Below are 13,863 nucleotides of genomic sequence, written 5' to 3' on the forward strand. Positions count from 1 at the left end.
GGAACCGGGCGGTGTCTTTTGGGAATCGGGGTGACRCAGAGCCCTCTTATTGACTCAGTTTCACCACGGTGAGGTGCGGGTCCGCCGCAATCGCCTGTTCCGTGAACGGCAGCGAAATCCAGCGTTTGGCCGAGAACTGCCGCATCTGGTCCCAGGCGTGCGGCGAGTTGGGATCGACCGACTGGCCGTAGACGAGCAGCGCCTGCGCCACCGGCCCTTGGTCATCGAACCCCACCGTCTGGACATAGCTGGTGCCGAAATAGACGTGCAGGCCCTGCGCCGACACCGGCTGGCTGGTCAGCTTGTTCAGCACGCCCTCGTACTCCTCGCCGCCGTGGAGCGCGATGCGGCCCGCCGGGGAAATCGCCGCCTGGACGTCTCCAAGTGGCGCATCGAGCGCAAATCCAGCCGTGCGCATGGCCCCGACCGCGTCCTTGAGCGCCTTGAACACCGCCGGGCCCACCGTGCCGTCCTGCATGCGCAGGCCGCGCGGCGTGTTGACCGGGTCCGCCGCATTGAACGCCACGGCGTAGACGTTGGGGATGGTGTGCGCGCGCATCCAGAACTCGCGGAACAGGGGTGCCGCGCGGCTCTCCACGTTGCTGCGGCGGTCCCACTGGCCCAGCGCCGCGCACCCATCGCGCAGATCCGCATCGGCCTGCGCCGCCTTGCCGGCACAGGCGCGCAACAGGTCGTCCAGTACGATTTCGGCCGCCAGGTTGCGGTCACGGAACAGCACGGCTTGCAGGCTCGGCACATCGAAACGATTGCCGGGCAGGCCATCCACGCCCGACAGCCGCTTGCCGATCTCCATCAGGCCCACGCGTGTGCGCAGCCGCTGTGGCACGCCCTGCGGGCCGAGCACCGGCGAGAAGCCCTCCAGCTTCTGCGCCGGGTTGGTCAGCCAGGAGCTGTCGTTGCTATTGGCCACGAAGTCGTCGCGCTCCAGCACCGGCATGGCCGATGGCGGCACAAGGCCCGGCACCGGCGAGGCGGCGTCCACGGTCCAGTTGCACGCGGCGCGTGAGCCGTCCAGCAACACCATGCCGGTGCCCACGAGCAGCTTCTTCGCCAGCGCGGCGCCCTCGCCGGCCGGCGCACACTGGCCGAGCATCGCCGTCGAGACGTTCGGCGTGACCGAGACATCGGCGAACAGCGCACGACCATGGCGGTCCGTGGCGATCGTGTTGACCCAGGGGATGCCGAGGTTGCCGATGGCCTGGCGCACATCGCCCACATTGCCGGCGCGGGCGATATCCAGCCAGGTGTCGATGGCGCGCATGTTATTGCGGTTGGCGTCGCGCAGCGTGTAGGCGCGCTGGGCGGTCCACGGCAGGCCGGCAGCCGGCATCGCCACCACGGGGCCGTACTCGGTCAGGTAGATCGTGTGCGTACGCGCCGCCAGCGTGCCGTCAGGCTGGCGCACGTCGTAGCGCACCGTCTTCGTGGTCATCTTGTGCGGCTTGCCGTCGATCAGGTAGGTCGTCGGGTCGCCCTCGGCCAGCTTCAGTTCGAACAGCGTGAAACGGCGCGCGGTGGACACCGTGTGGGTCCACGCCACGTCCTTGTTGAAGCCGATGCTGATGATGGGGAACGAGGCGATGGACGCGCCCATCACGTCCAGCTTGCCCGGGACGGTCAGGTGGGCTTCGAAAAAGCGGTTGGTGGTGGTCCACGGGAAGTGCGGATTGCCGAGCAGCAGGCCGCGCCCGTTGACCGTGGCGGCCTTGCCGAAGGCCCAGCCGTTGCTGCCGATGGGCGGATCGAGTAGCTGGAGGTCACGGTTGACGGCGTCGACGTCGATCGACGCGACATCGATCTTGTCGGACAGCGCCGCAGCAGCCTTGCCGGCGGCAGGCGGCGCAGCGGCCAGGATGCCGGCCGCGAGGGCGCCGGCGCTGGCCTGGATGCTCTTTTCCTCGGCCAGCCGCGCCATGTCCAGCGCGGTGATGGGCCGCACCCACGCGGCATTGCGGCAGGCGGCGGGGCGCTGCGCCGGCGGGGTATCGCGCAGATAGCGGTTGTAGCCGGCGATGTAGCCGCGCAGCAGTTCGCGCGCCTCGGGCGACTGCGTGGCCATGCCGGCCTGCAGGGCGTCGTCGTCCAGAATCGCGCGGAAGAACGCGTCTGCGTCAGTGTTGCGCATGCGCTTGAACGAGACCTCGGTGGTCTGGTCCGGGCCGAACACGGCCGAGCGCTCGCCGCTGACCGTAACAAGCTGGTCGGCCATCAGGCAGACGTTTTCCTGCGCATAGGCGTAGGCCATGCCGAACGCCACGCCGGCGTAGTCGTTGGCACGGATGTGCGGAATGCCGTACGACGTGCGCCGGATTTCCGCGCTCAGGCCCTGCTCGCTGCCATATCCCCCGCTGGTGGCGCAGCCGGTCAGCGCGGTGGCTGCCAGGGCCAGCGTGGCGAGCGCGATCGCGCCTCGCGCAATGCGATGCTTCATCTGTCTCTCTCCGTCTCTTGTGATTGTTCTGGGTGCCGCGTGGCCAATGGTCGGGTAAATCGGGGCATGACAGGTAGGGGGAATCTCGCCAGAATTGGTGGCAATGCCGCCATGCGGCGCCGCCCCCGCTCCGATGACCATCGTCTATCTGATCTGCTATCCCGCCGTGGCGGTCTCCACGCTGGCCGTGGCGGCCGATACGCTGATGATCGCGAACACGCTCGCCTCCATGCAGCCACGGCGGCGCGGCCACGCCACGCCCTTCCAGTGGCGGATCGCAGCAGCCGAGCCCGATCGCTGGCGCGCCGCCGCCGAGGTCATGCGGGCCGAGGTGGTCGGGCTGGACGCCCTCGCGCAGGCCGACAGCGACAGCATGGTCGTGATCGGCCCGCCGCTGTTCGACCATATCGCCGGGCTGGAACTGCTGCTATCAAAGATCGATGCCGAGCGCGCGGCCATCGCGGCGGCGGCGGCCAACGGCGCACTGCTGGTGGCGCCATTCACGGCGGTGGCGCTGCTGGTCGGCCTGACACTGCCCAAGCCGTGGCGGCTGGCCGTGCCGTGGCTGATCGGGAACTGGATGCGCGCCGGGGAGCCGGCGCGGCGGCTGCCGGCCGATCAGGCCATCGTGGAGAGCGGCAACCTGCTCAGCGCGCGCGCGATGGAGCAGATCCACGTGCTGATGCAGCGGGCCGTGGCGCGCATGGCCGGCGACGCGCTGGCCCGCACCGTCGGCAATACCCTGCTGGACCAGCCCGAGCGCGGCGCGGCGCTGAAGATATGGCTCCGCGCTGGCGACGCGCCCCGAGAAAGCGTGGTGCTACGCGCCCGCCGGCACCTGCAACAGCATCTGGCCGATCCCTACGACCTGGCGCGGCTGGCAGCGGTGGCCGCCACCAGCGAGCGCACGCTGCTGCGGCATTTCATGAAATCGGTGGGGATGTCGCCGCTGCAGTTCCTGCACAAGCTGCGCGCGGAACGCGCCTGCCATCTGCTGGAGGTGACCACGCTGAGCCTGACGGCGATTGCCGAGCAGTGCGGCTATCAGGATATGTCAGCGTTCCGCTCCGTGGTGCGCAAGCACACCGGCCTGCCGCCCGGGGCGCACCGGCGCGCGCACTCGGTGCGGGCCGAGTTGCGCGCGGGGGCGGCTTAGCCCCTGCCACGTGCTGCGGGGCCGGGCTCGGTGATCGCGCTATAGACCAGCGTCCGCAACTGGCGCCGCACGGGGAACGCGGACGACGGCAGCAGCTGCGTCAGGAACACGCCGATCAGGTCTTCCTGGGGATCGACCCAGAAGAAGGTACTGGCGGCGCCGCCCCAGAAGAAGTCGCCCGCACTGCCCGGCATCAGCGTGCTCGCCGGCGTGACCGTGGTGGCGAAGCCGAGACCGAAGCCCACCCCATCGTAGGTGGCCTCGCTGAACATCGAGCGCGACAGGCGCGGGATGTCCTGCCCGCCCGGCAGATGGTTGGCGGTCATCAGCGCCAGCGTCTTGGGGCCGAGCAGGCGCACCCCATCGAGTTCACCGCCTTGCAGCAGCATGCGCGAAAAGCGCAGGTAGTCGGCGGCCGTGGAAACGAGCCCGCCGCCGCCGGAAACCAGCGTGGGCGGCTTCAGGTACGGGCTGGTGCGCGGGTCGTCCTGCAGTGTCGGACGGTCCTGGGACACCACTTTGGAGCCAAGCACGCCCACGGCATAGCAGGCGCTGAAGCGCGAGACCTTGTCTTCCGGCACGTGGAACGCGGTGTCCACCATGCCCAGTGGATCGAGGATGCGCTGCTTGACGAAGCTCTCGAACGGCATGCCACTGACCTTGCCGACCAGATAGCCCAGCACGTCGGTGGAAACCGAGTAGTTCCACGCCTCGCCGGGCGAGAACTCCAGCGGCAGCTTCGACAACTGCCCGACCATGTCGTCCAGCGTCGTGCCCTCGGTGGTCCGGTCGGCAATCTTCAGCTTGCGGTAGGCGGCATCGACATTGCTGTTCTGCTGGAAGCCGTAGGTCAGGCCGGACGTATGGCGCAGCAGGTCCACCACCAGCATCTGGCGCTTGGCCGGCCGGGTCTGGAAGCTATCCATATAGCCGCCCGCATAAACGCCGAGGTTCTCCCAGGACGGGATGTACTTGCTGACAGGATCATCGAGGGCGATCTTGCACTCCTCCACCAGCATCATGATCGCCACCGAGGTGATCGGCTTCGTCATCGAGTAGATGCGGAAGATCGAATCCTCGGCCAGCGGCGTCTGCCGCTCGCGGTCGGCCACGCCCAGCACGGAATTCAGCACGACTTCGCCGCGCCGCCACACCTGGACCAGCGTGCCGGGCAGCTTGCCGCTGGATACGTAGTTGGTATCGAGGAACTGCTCGACCCGCTCCAGCCGGGCCCGGGACATACCTTGCACCGTCTTGTCTTGCATCGCCGAATCTCCTGGTTGTTTTTATCGCGATGATCACACAATGCGGACCAGCACCGGATGGTAGCCGGACATCTTGGCATCCGCCGTCAGCAGCGTCATGCCTTCTGACAGGGACTGTGCCACCAGCATGCGGTCGAACGGATCCTTGTGGTTCGGATTCAGCGCGAGTCCGTCAAGCGTGCGCGCATGCAGCTTGGTCAGGTCCAGGGAGCGGTATCCACACAAGTCGAACACAGTCGAGGCTTGCGTAGCCGTGAGTTCGAGCTTGCCGATGGACGACTTGATCCCAATCTCCCACAGGCTGGCCGTGGACACAAAGATGTCGTTGATGGGATTGGCGATCAACTCGGCGGCGGCTGGCGGCAATTGGGGGGCATCGAAGGCCGCCCACAAGGCGATGTGCGTATCCAGCAGCAGCCTCATTCACGCTCCCCATAGAACAGCGCGGCAACGTCCTCGTCCACTTCGTTGAACTTGGCCAGCGTCGTGTCGTCCATCACCGCCCCGAACAACGCCCTGCCGCCGCCGATGCGCCTGGACACATCCACCGAAGCCGATATCGGCACCAGCCTCGCGGCCGGCTTCCCATTGCGGGCAATGATGACTTCGGTCTCCAGGCCGGACTCGACCGCATCCACCAGCCTGGACAACTGACTCTTGGCCTCATGCATGTTGATGGTTGGCATCTTTTATCCTAGCTAATCTTCTTAGCTAAGTATAGCCCATCCGGCGGCAGGACGAAAACGCCCTAAAACTTCGGAATCCGCAGCGTCTTGCTGATCATGAACGAGCCGCTCAGGACGAACAGCAGCGCCATCGGGTGGAAGGTGCCGGGGCCGATCAGCCAGGCGCCGGCGGGCAGGGCATCGCCGATGCGGCCAGCGGCGGCGCACCAGGCCAGGATGCCGGTCAGGACCACGCTGGTCGGGATCGGGGTGCCTTCGAAGTACTTGACCTTGCCGGTGCCCTCGGCCAGCGTTTCGGCGGTCACGTTGAAGCGTGCCAGCCGGCTGACGCCGCAGCAGACGAAGTAGATCAGCGCGGCGAGGTCCCAGCCGCCGCGCATGCCGGCGGCGAAGGCCAGCGTGGCCGGGCCCACGCCGAAGGAGATGATGTCAGACAGCGAATCGAGTTCGCGGCCCAGCGCCGAATGGGCGTGGCGCCAGCGCGCGATACGGCCGTCGAGCACATCGAAGATGAAGGCTGCCGGCGCCAGCGCCGCGGCGATGTAGAAATAGGTCAGCATCGGCTCGGCCACGTAGTACATGGCAAAAAATACCGATCCCATTCCGCACGCCGCGTTGGCCAGTGTAAAAAAATCGGCCAGCTGCAGGTCGCGTAGCATCGAGAAATGCCGTGGGCGCTCCTGGGGTGTCGCCATGCGCAACCTCCGGGTCAGAGCACGGTGGTGACGTGATGCACCTGGGGCGGCGCGGCAAAGCAGTCGCCCACGAGCTTGCGCCAGGTCTGGAAGTCGTCGGACTCGCGGAAGTGGACCATGTGGTCTTCCACGGTTTCCCAGGCCACCACGAGCGCGTATTGCGACGGCTGCTCGATCGAGCGTCGCAGGTTCATGCCGTGGCAGCCGCGCGCACGCAGGAACAGCGGCTTGGCCTGCGCCACAGCGCCTTCGAACTGCGACTCCATGCCGGGCTTGATGGTGATCTGGGCGATTTCGTGAATCATGATGGTCTCGTGTTCGGGTGGGATCAGAGTCTTCCGATCAGTCAGCAATGCGCCGCGAAGCGGCTTGCTGTCTACCTTAGCAGATTTTGGCGCGCGCTCGTCACGTCACGCGGTGCCGCGCCAGCCCCATCACGAGGTAGGCCACCACGAGCGCGTTGGCCACGGCCAGCCCCACATGGAGCCATGTGGGATGGCGGATCGCCTCGTAAACCTCCACCGGAATATAGATGCCGCCGGACCACACGCCGAGCCAGTTGCCCCATGCGCGCCCACGCCAGAGGCCATAGGCTTCGGTGAACCGCATCAGCGCGTACATCGCGGCCGAGCCGCCAATGGCCCAGAGCCGCCCATCCGTGGGATGGGCAAGCAGCGACAGGAAGATGGTGGGATACCGGCTCGCCGGGTTGATATGGAAGCGGCTGACGATGGCTTCCGCCAGTGCCTGCGCGTCGCGGTGCAGCAGCGCCACGAGGCCGATGCCGGCCAGGATGACGAGCGCGCCCTTGGCGGCTTCGAACATTGCAATGCTCTTGAGGCCCAGTTGCGGGCTGGCTGCTGCCCCTTTTGCCATGGCGAGTTGCGGGAGTCGACGAAGCCGCCATTGTGCAGCATTCGCGGCGGGACGGATCGCCCGGCTGGCCTAGCGCGCCTGCCGCTCCACCATCGGGCCGCCGGCGTCGATGCCACCGCCGGCCTCGAGCGGGCCGGTGACCGTGAGCGGCCCATCGACATGCAGGTCGCCGTGCACCACCATCGTGCCATGTACCGTCAACGGCCCATGGAACACCTTGAGCAGGCCGCGCGCCGGCGGCGGCGGATAGCCGCGCCCCGGGGAGGAGAACCACGCGGCGGTGATCGGACCCTCTGCGTAGACGCTGCCGTCCACGCTCAGGGTGCCCTGCACCGTGACTGGCCCCTTCACATGCGCCGAGCCGCCTACCGCGATCGATCCCGTGGTCGAGGGCTGGGCGCCTGCCCACTGGGGCCACAGCATGCCCAGCGACAACTGGGTGGCGGCCATCATGGCAACAAGCAGTCTCGATGGCATGGCGCCCTCCTCTTTCATGGCGCCGCTACAAAAAGAAACTGGCGCGATGCATCCAGTGTAGTGCTCTGGATACCTCGCGCCAGCGTGCCCCTGCCGGGGCTTACGACTTGTTACGCCGCTTACTGCCTAGGCTACTGGGCGGTTTGTTGCGCCGCCGGTTGCGCGGTGCCGTTGGCCGCCACAGACTCCGGCAGCGGACCCCAGCCGCCGCCGAGGCTGCGCACCAGCGACACCGTCGCCGCTGCGCGCAGGCCCGCGACCTGATTAGCCTCACGCTGCGACTGAAGCACCGTGCGGTCCGCGTCGATCACGGTCAGGTAATCGACCGCACCGGCATCGTAGCGGCTGCGCGAGATGCGCTGCGCGCGGCGGGCGCCGGCCAGCGCGCCGTCCAGCGCCGTACCCTGCTGGCTCAGCCAGCGCACGTCGGCCAGGCTGTCTTCCACTTCGCGGAAGGCCACCAGCACGGTCTGCCGGTACGACGCCACGGTTTCCTCGTGCGCGGCGCGGGCGCCGGCCAGATTGGAGCTGTTGCGGCCACCGTCGAACACGGTCTGCGCGACGGTCGTGCCAATCAGCGGCCCCAGCATCCACGTACGCGACGACCACTTGAACAGGTTCGACAGATCGGCCGATTCGAAGCCGAACAGCGCGGTCAGCGAGATACGCGGGAAGAACGCGGCCTTCGCCACGCCGATCCGCGCGTTGGCGGCCGCCATCTGCCGCTCGGCGGCGGCGATATCGGGACGGCGCTCCAGCAGCTCCGACGGCAGGCCGGCCGGCACCGCCACAGGTGCCGTGTCGAACGGCCGCGCAGCCAGCGTGAACTGCGCCGGCGGCACGCCGGTCAGCACGGCCAGCGCATGCTCCTGATTGGCGCGGCGACGCTCGATACCGGCCAGGTCCGCGCGCGCGGTGCCCAGTTCGGCTTCGGCACGGGCCGGATCGAGGTCGGTAGTCTCGCCGGCGTCGTAGCGCTTCTTCAGCAGCGACAGCGCATCCTCGCGCAGCTTGATCGTCGCGTTCAGCAGTTCGCGTTCGCTATCCAGCGTGCGCAGCGCGAAGTAGGCCTGCGCGGTGTCAGCCTGCAGCGCGAGTTGCACCGAGCGATACAGATCCTCGGCAGCCTGGGTGTCTGCCCGGGCGGCGTTCACACTGCTGGCCACGCGGCCGAACAGGTCCAGCTCGTAGCTGGCGAAGGCACGGGCCTTGTACACGGTCTGCGGCGACACACGGGTGCCGTCAGGCAGGCCCTGCGAGGCGGCTGACGCCTGCGTACGCGTCGGATCGAGCCCGACGCTCAGTTGCGGATAGAGGTCGGCCTCGGTCGCGCCCATGAAGGCCCGCGCCTGCTTCAGCCGGGCGGCTGCGGCAGCGAGGTCCTGGTTGCTGCCGTTGGCGGCCGTGATCAGGCGGTCCAGGTCGGCATCGCCGAATACCTTCCACCAGTCACCGCGATGCTGGCCCTCGGCCGGCGTGGCGGTCTTCCACTGCGCGCCTTCGGCCTGCGCCGCTTCCGCTTCCTTGAACGCGGGCACGGAGGCGGTCTCGGGCACCTTGTAGGTCGGCGCCAGCGAGCAACCCGCCAGCACCAGCGCGGCGGCCAGTGTGGCCAGGCGGGGCAGCGTGCGTGTCAATTGCGCAATCATGATGTGTTCCCTTTTTGCTTTCATGTCTCTGATTGGCTTATTCCGCCGATGCCACCGCGTGCGAAGCCGAGGCGTCATTCGCCACGGCCTTACGCTGGCCACGGGTGGCCCACAGGCGCAGCGCCACGTAGAACACCGGCGTCAGGAACAGGCCGAAGAACGTCACGCCGAGCATGCCCGCGAACACCGCCACGCCCATCGCATGACGCATTTCCGAGCCGGCGCCGGTCGAGACCACCAGCGGCACCACACCCATGATGAACGCGAACGACGTCATCAGAATCGGGCGCAGACGCAGGCGGCTCGCTTCGATCGCGGCCTGCACCACCGTACGGCCGTGGTGCTCCAGTTCCCGTGCGAATTCGACGATCAGGATCGCGTTCTTCGCGGACAGCCCCACCAGCACGATGAAACCGATCTGCGTGAAGATATTGTTGTCACCACGCGTCAGCCACACGCCGGTCATGGCGGCCAGCAGGCTCATCGGTACGATCAGGATCACGGCCAGCGGCAGCGTCAGGCTCTCGTACTGGGCTGCCAGCACCAGGAACACCAGCAGCACGCACAGCGGGAAGATCCACACACCCGCGTTGCCGGCCAGGATGTCCTGATAGGTCAGCTCGGTCCATTCGAACTTGATACCCTTCGGCAGCGTTTCGGCGGCGATGCGCTCGGCTGCAGCCTGCGCCTGACCCGACGAGAAGCCCGGTGCCGGACCGCCGTTCATGTCAGCGGCCGTGAAGCCGTTGTAGCGCACCACGCTGTCCGGGCCAAAGCCCTGCTTCACCTGGACCAGCGAGGACAGCGGCACCATGTCGCCATTCACGTTGCGGGTCTTCAGTTGCAGGATGTCCTCGGCATGGGCGCGGAACTGCGCATCTGCCTGCACCTTCACCTGATACGTACGGCCGAACTTGTTGAAGTCGTTCACGTACGCCGAGCCAAGGTAGGTCTGCAGCGTATCGAACACGTCCGTCACCGGCACGCCGAGCTGCTTGGCCTTGGTACGGTCCAGCTGCACGTCGAGCTGCGGCACGTTCACCTGGTAGTTGCTGAAGATGCCAGCCAGCTCCGGCGTGGCGCGTGCCTTGCCCATGAACGCATTGGTCGCATCGAACAGCGCGTCATAACCCAGCGCGGCGCGATCCTCGATCATCAGCTTGAAACCGCCGATGGTGCCCAGGCCCTGCACGGGCGGCGGCGGGAACACGGCGATGAACGCGTCCTGGATCGCACCGTACTGCTTGTTCAGATCCGCTGCGATGGCATCGCCGGACAACTCCTTGCTCTTGCGCTGATCGAACGGATCGAGCGAGACAAACACAATGCCGGCGCTCGGGCTGTTGGTGAAGCCGTTGATCGACAGGCCCGGGAACGCAATGGCCGATTCCACGCCCGGATGCTTGAGGGCGATATCCGACATGCGGCGGATCACGTCTTCCGTACGGTCCAGCGTGGCGCCGTCCGGCAGCTTGGCAAAGCTCACCAGGTACTGCTTGTCCTGCGCCGGCACGAAGCCCTTCGGCACCATCTGGAACACGCCCCACGTCGCCACCAGCATCACGGCATAGACGCCGAACACTGCACCCTTGCGACGGATCACACCCGTCACGCCGCGGCCATAGTTATCGGAGCTGCGGTGGAAGAACCGGTTGAAGCGCTTGAAGAAGCCGCCGAAGACCTTGTCCATGCCACGCGTGAGCCAGTCCTTCGGCGCATCATGGCCGCGCAGTAGCAAGGCCGACAGCGCCGGCGACAGCGTCAGCGAGTTGAAGGCCGAGATGATCGTCGAGATCGAGATCGTCAGCGCGAACTGCTTGTAGAACTGGCCGGTCAGGCCCGTCATGAAGGCCAGCGGCACGAACACGGCGATCAGCGTCAGCGCGATGGCGATAATCGGGCCGCTCACTTCGCGCATGGCCTTGTAGGTGGCCTCCTTCGGCGAGAGTCCTTCCTCGATGTTCCGTTCGACGTTCTCCACCACCACGATCGCATCGTCCACCACGATACCGATGGCGAGCACGAGGCCGAACAGCGACAGCGCGTTGATCGAGAAGCCGAACGCATGCATCAGGCCGAAGGTACCGACGATCGACACCGGCACTGCCAGCAGCGGGATGATCGACGCGCGCCAGGTCTGCAGGAACAGGATCACCACCAGCACCACCAGCGCGATGGCCTCGAACAGGGTGTGAACCACGGCCTCGATACTATGGCGCACGAACTGCGTGGGGTCATAGACGATGCTGTAGTCCACGCCTTCCGGCATGTTCTCCTTGAGCTCGGCCATGGTCTTGCGCACGTCATCCGAGATCTGGATGGCGTTGGAGCCCGGTGCCTGGAAGATCGGCAGCGCCACGGCGGACTTGTTGTCCAGCAGCGAGCGCAGCGCGTACTCCGACGCACCGAGTTCGATGCGGGCGATGTCCTTCAGGTAGGTCACCACGCCGTCGGACGAGGTCTTGACGACGATGTCGCCGAATTCCTCGACGGTCTGCAGACGGCCCTGCGCGTTCACCGACAGTTGCAGGTCAGTGCCAGGCAGCGACGGCGACTGGCCGATCACACCGGCTGCCACCTGCACGTTCTGCTCGCGGATGGCCTTGACCACGTCTGACGCGGCAAGATGGCGCTCGGCGATCTTCTCCGGGTTCAGCCACACGCGCATCGAGTAATCGCCCGCGCCGAACATCTGCACCTGACCCACGCCCTGGATCCGCGCAAGGCGGTCCTTCACGTTGATCAGCGCGTAGTTGCGCAGGTACGTCATGTCGTAGCGGTCGTTCGGCGAGACCAGGTGGACCACCATGGTCAGGTCGGGCGAGCTCTTGACGGTCGTGATACCCAGGCGGCGCACGTCCTCGGGCAGGCGCGGCTCGGCCTGCGAGACGCGGTTCTGCACCAGCTGCTGGGCCTTGTCCGGGTCCGTGCCGAGCTTGAAGGTCACCGTCAGCGTGAGGTTGCCGTCACTGTTGGCCTGCGAGTTCATGTAGAGCATGTCCTCGACGCCATTGATCTGCTCTTCCAGCGGCGTGGCCACCGTTTCGGCGATCACCTTCGGGTTGGCGCCCGGGAACTGCGCGCGCACCACCACCGACGGCGGCACCACCTCGGGATACTCCGAGATCGGTAACTTGAACATCGAGATGGCGCCGATCAGGAAGATCAGCACCGACAACACGCCCGCGAAGATCGGGCGATCGATAAAGAATTTCGAGAGATTCATCTTGGTCTCGGCGAAAGCACTCCCCCTGGCCGTCCGCCGGAGCGGACGCCATATGCTGCAAGGGAGAAAAAATTAAGCTACCTGTGCGTACTGCGGGGTAGTGCTCAGCTCACGGTCTTGGCCGCTGCGGCTTCGACAGGCTTGTCGGTCTGGCCCGCCTTGTCCTCGGCAGCTTGCTTGCGGTCCGGCGTGGTGCCGCGCGGTTCCAGTTCGCTGCGATAGGCCATGGCCACCGGCTTCGGCGCCACCGTGTCGCCCGGGCGCACGCGCATCAGGCCGTTCACGACGATGTTCTCGCCCGGCTGCAGACCCTTGCGGATCACGCGCAGCCCTTCGAACGACGGCCCGAGGTTCACCTCGCGGTAGACCAGCTTGTTGGCCTTGTCCACCACCAGCACGAACTTCTTGCCCTGGTCCGTGCCAATGGCGCGGTCGTTGATCAGCACCGCCGGGTGCGGCGTGCCGCCCCCGAGCTTGACCTTGGCATAGAGGCCCGGCAGCAGGCGGCCGTCGGCGTTGTCGAACACCGCGCGCACGCGGATGGTGCCGCTGCGCGTATCGAGGCGGTTGTCCACCGAGTGGATCTTGCCCTTGTGCGGGTAGTCGTCCTCGTTGGCCAGGCCGACGAACACCGGCAGGTCGTTCTTGCCGCCGCCGGCGCCCGGCGCCGTGTAGCGCAGGTAGCTCTGCTCGTCCACGTCGAAGCTCGCGTACACCGGCGAGACCGACACCACCGTGGTCAGCGGCGGCGAAGCCGCACCCGCCGCCACGAGGTTGCCCACCGTGATTTCCGCACGCGACACCTTGCCCGAAACCGGTGCAACGATGCGCGTGTAGCTCAGGTTCAGGCGCGCCACTTCCAGCGCAGCCTGCGCGCCACGCACGTCGGCGGTGGTCTCGCTGGCAGCGTTGATGCGCTCGTCGAACTCGCGCTTCGAAATGGCGTTGTCATCCAGCAGGCGCTGGGCGCGTACCTTTTCGCTCTGCGCGTGGCTGGCGCGCACCTGGGCCGCGTTCAGCGCGGCGTCGGCACGGGCCACTTCGGCCGCATAGGGACGCGGGTCGATCGTGAACAGCGGATCGCCCTTCTTCACGATGGAGCCTTCGCGGAAATGCACCGTGTCGATGGTGCCGGAGACGCGCGGACGAATCTCCACGCGGTCCACGGCCTCGATGCGGCCCGAGAATTCATCCCATTCGGTGATGGTCTGCCCCACAGCCGCCGCCACTTCCACCGCAGGGGCGGACGGTGCCGGGTTGGCCTGTGCTTCCCCGCCGTGCCAGGGACGCAGAACCGAGGTCGCCACGCCGGCGCCCAGGATTGCCACGATGGCAATGGCGATCAGCGTGCGTCGAGACTGATGATTCATTTTTCTTCACT

The 13,863-nt window shown here is 66.8% G+C and carries 12 protein-coding genes; 1 reads left to right on the plus strand and 11 read right to left on the minus strand.

Annotated features, from left to right (window positions below):
- Positions 1-46: 46 nt before the first annotated feature.
- Positions 47-2,452: an acylase gene (locus tag AC1DFU_RS08250; RefSeq protein WP_441592704.1), complete on the minus strand. Its 2,406-nt coding sequence runs from the start codon at positions 2,450-2,452 to the stop codon at positions 47-49.
- A 133-nt stretch (positions 2,453-2,585) separates the two neighbouring features.
- Between AC1DFU_RS08250 and AC1DFU_RS08255 the strand changes: the two genes are divergently transcribed.
- A complete protein-coding gene (locus tag AC1DFU_RS08255; protein WP_092295020.1) occupies positions 2,586-3,608 on the plus strand; it encodes a helix-turn-helix domain-containing protein in 1,023 nt (340 codons plus the stop codon).
- On the opposite strand, the gene AC1DFU_RS08260 is transcribed toward AC1DFU_RS08255, so the two are convergent.
- The 10 genes from AC1DFU_RS08260 to AC1DFU_RS08305 all read right to left on the minus strand — a co-directional run bounded on the left by AC1DFU_RS08260 (position 3,605) and on the right by AC1DFU_RS08305 (position 13,852).
- The gene (locus AC1DFU_RS08260; RefSeq protein ID WP_441592705.1) at positions 3,605-4,873 is read right to left on the minus strand and encodes a serine hydrolase domain-containing protein; all 1,269 of its coding nucleotides are present in this window, start codon (positions 4,871-4,873) and stop codon (positions 3,605-3,607) included. The two genes, AC1DFU_RS08255 and AC1DFU_RS08260, sit on opposite strands and share 4 nt — an antisense overlap.
- 33 nt (positions 4,874-4,906) lie before the next feature.
- Positions 4,907-5,296 carry a type II toxin-antitoxin system VapC family toxin gene (locus tag AC1DFU_RS08265; protein WP_092295016.1) on the minus strand — a complete coding sequence of 130 codons (390 nt, stop codon included), beginning with the start codon at positions 5,294-5,296 and terminating at the stop codon, positions 4,907-4,909.
- On the minus strand, positions 5,293-5,559 hold the full coding sequence (locus AC1DFU_RS08270) for a type II toxin-antitoxin system Phd/YefM family antitoxin (protein ID WP_441592706.1): 267 nt from the start codon (positions 5,557-5,559) through the stop codon (positions 5,293-5,295). Before AC1DFU_RS08270 ends, AC1DFU_RS08265 begins: the two co-directional genes overlap by 4 nt.
- Before the next feature lie 62 nt (positions 5,560-5,621).
- Complete coding sequence (gene pssA, locus AC1DFU_RS08275) at positions 5,622-6,254, minus strand: CDP-diacylglycerol--serine O-phosphatidyltransferase (RefSeq protein ID WP_092295012.1); 633 nt, start codon at positions 6,252-6,254, stop codon at positions 5,622-5,624.
- Between the two features lie 14 nt (positions 6,255-6,268).
- The gene (locus AC1DFU_RS08280) at positions 6,269-6,559 is read right to left on the minus strand and encodes an antibiotic biosynthesis monooxygenase family protein (RefSeq protein WP_092295010.1); all 291 of its coding nucleotides are present in this window, start codon (positions 6,557-6,559) and stop codon (positions 6,269-6,271) included.
- Positions 6,560-6,659: 100 nt separating this feature from the next.
- Positions 6,660-7,130, minus strand: a complete 471-nt coding sequence (locus tag AC1DFU_RS08285; RefSeq protein ID WP_092295008.1) for a DUF2127 domain-containing protein — start codon at positions 7,128-7,130, stop codon at positions 6,660-6,662.
- 69 nt (positions 7,131-7,199) lie between these two features.
- Positions 7,200-7,607: a hypothetical protein gene (locus AC1DFU_RS08290; RefSeq protein ID WP_441592707.1), complete on the minus strand. Its 408-nt coding sequence runs from the start codon at positions 7,605-7,607 to the stop codon at positions 7,200-7,202.
- A 131-nt stretch (positions 7,608-7,738) separates the two neighbouring features.
- A complete protein-coding gene (locus AC1DFU_RS08295; RefSeq protein WP_092295006.1) occupies positions 7,739-9,256 on the minus strand; it encodes an efflux transporter outer membrane subunit in 1,518 nt (505 codons plus the stop codon).
- Positions 9,257-9,293: 37 nt separating this feature from the next.
- On the minus strand, positions 9,294-12,482 hold the full coding sequence (locus tag AC1DFU_RS08300) for an efflux RND transporter permease subunit (RefSeq protein ID WP_441592708.1): 3,189 nt from the start codon (positions 12,480-12,482) through the stop codon (positions 9,294-9,296).
- A 104-nt stretch (positions 12,483-12,586) separates the two neighbouring features.
- Positions 12,587-13,852, minus strand: coding sequence for an efflux RND transporter periplasmic adaptor subunit (locus AC1DFU_RS08305; protein ID WP_441592709.1), 1,266 nt, complete (start codon positions 13,850-13,852; stop codon positions 12,587-12,589).
- Positions 13,853-13,863 lie beyond the last annotated feature (11 nt).

The sequence above is a fragment of the Cupriavidus sp. 10L45 genome, assembly GCF_056395225.1.

Excerpts from the sequence above, each read along its gene's own strand:
- pssA (WP_092295012.1), bottom strand. The coding sequence starts at position 6,254 with ATGGCGACACCCCAGGAGCGCCCACGGCATTTCTCGATGCTACGCGAC.
- AC1DFU_RS08300 (WP_441592708.1), bottom strand. The coding sequence starts at position 12,482 with ATGAATCTCTCGAAATTCTTTATCGATCGCCCGATCTTCGCGGGCGTG.
- AC1DFU_RS08280 (WP_092295010.1), bottom strand. The coding sequence starts at position 6,559 with ATGATTCACGAAATCGCCCAGATCACCATCAAGCCCGGCATGGAGTCG.
- AC1DFU_RS08270 (WP_441592706.1), bottom strand. The coding sequence starts at position 5,559 with ATGCCAACCATCAACATGCATGAGGCCAAGAGTCAGTTGTCCAGGCTG.
- AC1DFU_RS08305 (WP_441592709.1), bottom strand. The coding sequence starts at position 13,852 with ATGAATCATCAGTCTCGACGCACGCTGATCGCCATTGCCATCGTGGCA.
- AC1DFU_RS08255 (WP_092295020.1), top strand. The coding sequence starts at position 2,586 with ATGACCATCGTCTATCTGATCTGCTATCCCGCCGTGGCGGTCTCCACG.
- AC1DFU_RS08285 (WP_092295008.1), bottom strand. The coding sequence starts at position 7,130 with ATGGCAAAAGGGGCAGCAGCCAGCCCGCAACTGGGCCTCAAGAGCATT.
- AC1DFU_RS08250 (WP_441592704.1), bottom strand. The coding sequence starts at position 2,452 with ATGAAGCATCGCATTGCGCGAGGCGCGATCGCGCTCGCCACGCTGGCC.
- AC1DFU_RS08295 (WP_092295006.1), bottom strand. The coding sequence starts at position 9,256 with ATGATTGCGCAATTGACACGCACGCTGCCCCGCCTGGCCACACTGGCC.
- AC1DFU_RS08290 (WP_441592707.1), bottom strand. The coding sequence starts at position 7,607 with ATGCCATCGAGACTGCTTGTTGCCATGATGGCCGCCACCCAGTTGTCG.
- AC1DFU_RS08265 (WP_092295016.1), bottom strand. The coding sequence starts at position 5,296 with ATGAGGCTGCTGCTGGATACGCACATCGCCTTGTGGGCGGCCTTCGAT.
- AC1DFU_RS08260 (WP_441592705.1), bottom strand. The coding sequence starts at position 4,873 with ATGCAAGACAAGACGGTGCAAGGTATGTCCCGGGCCCGGCTGGAGCGG.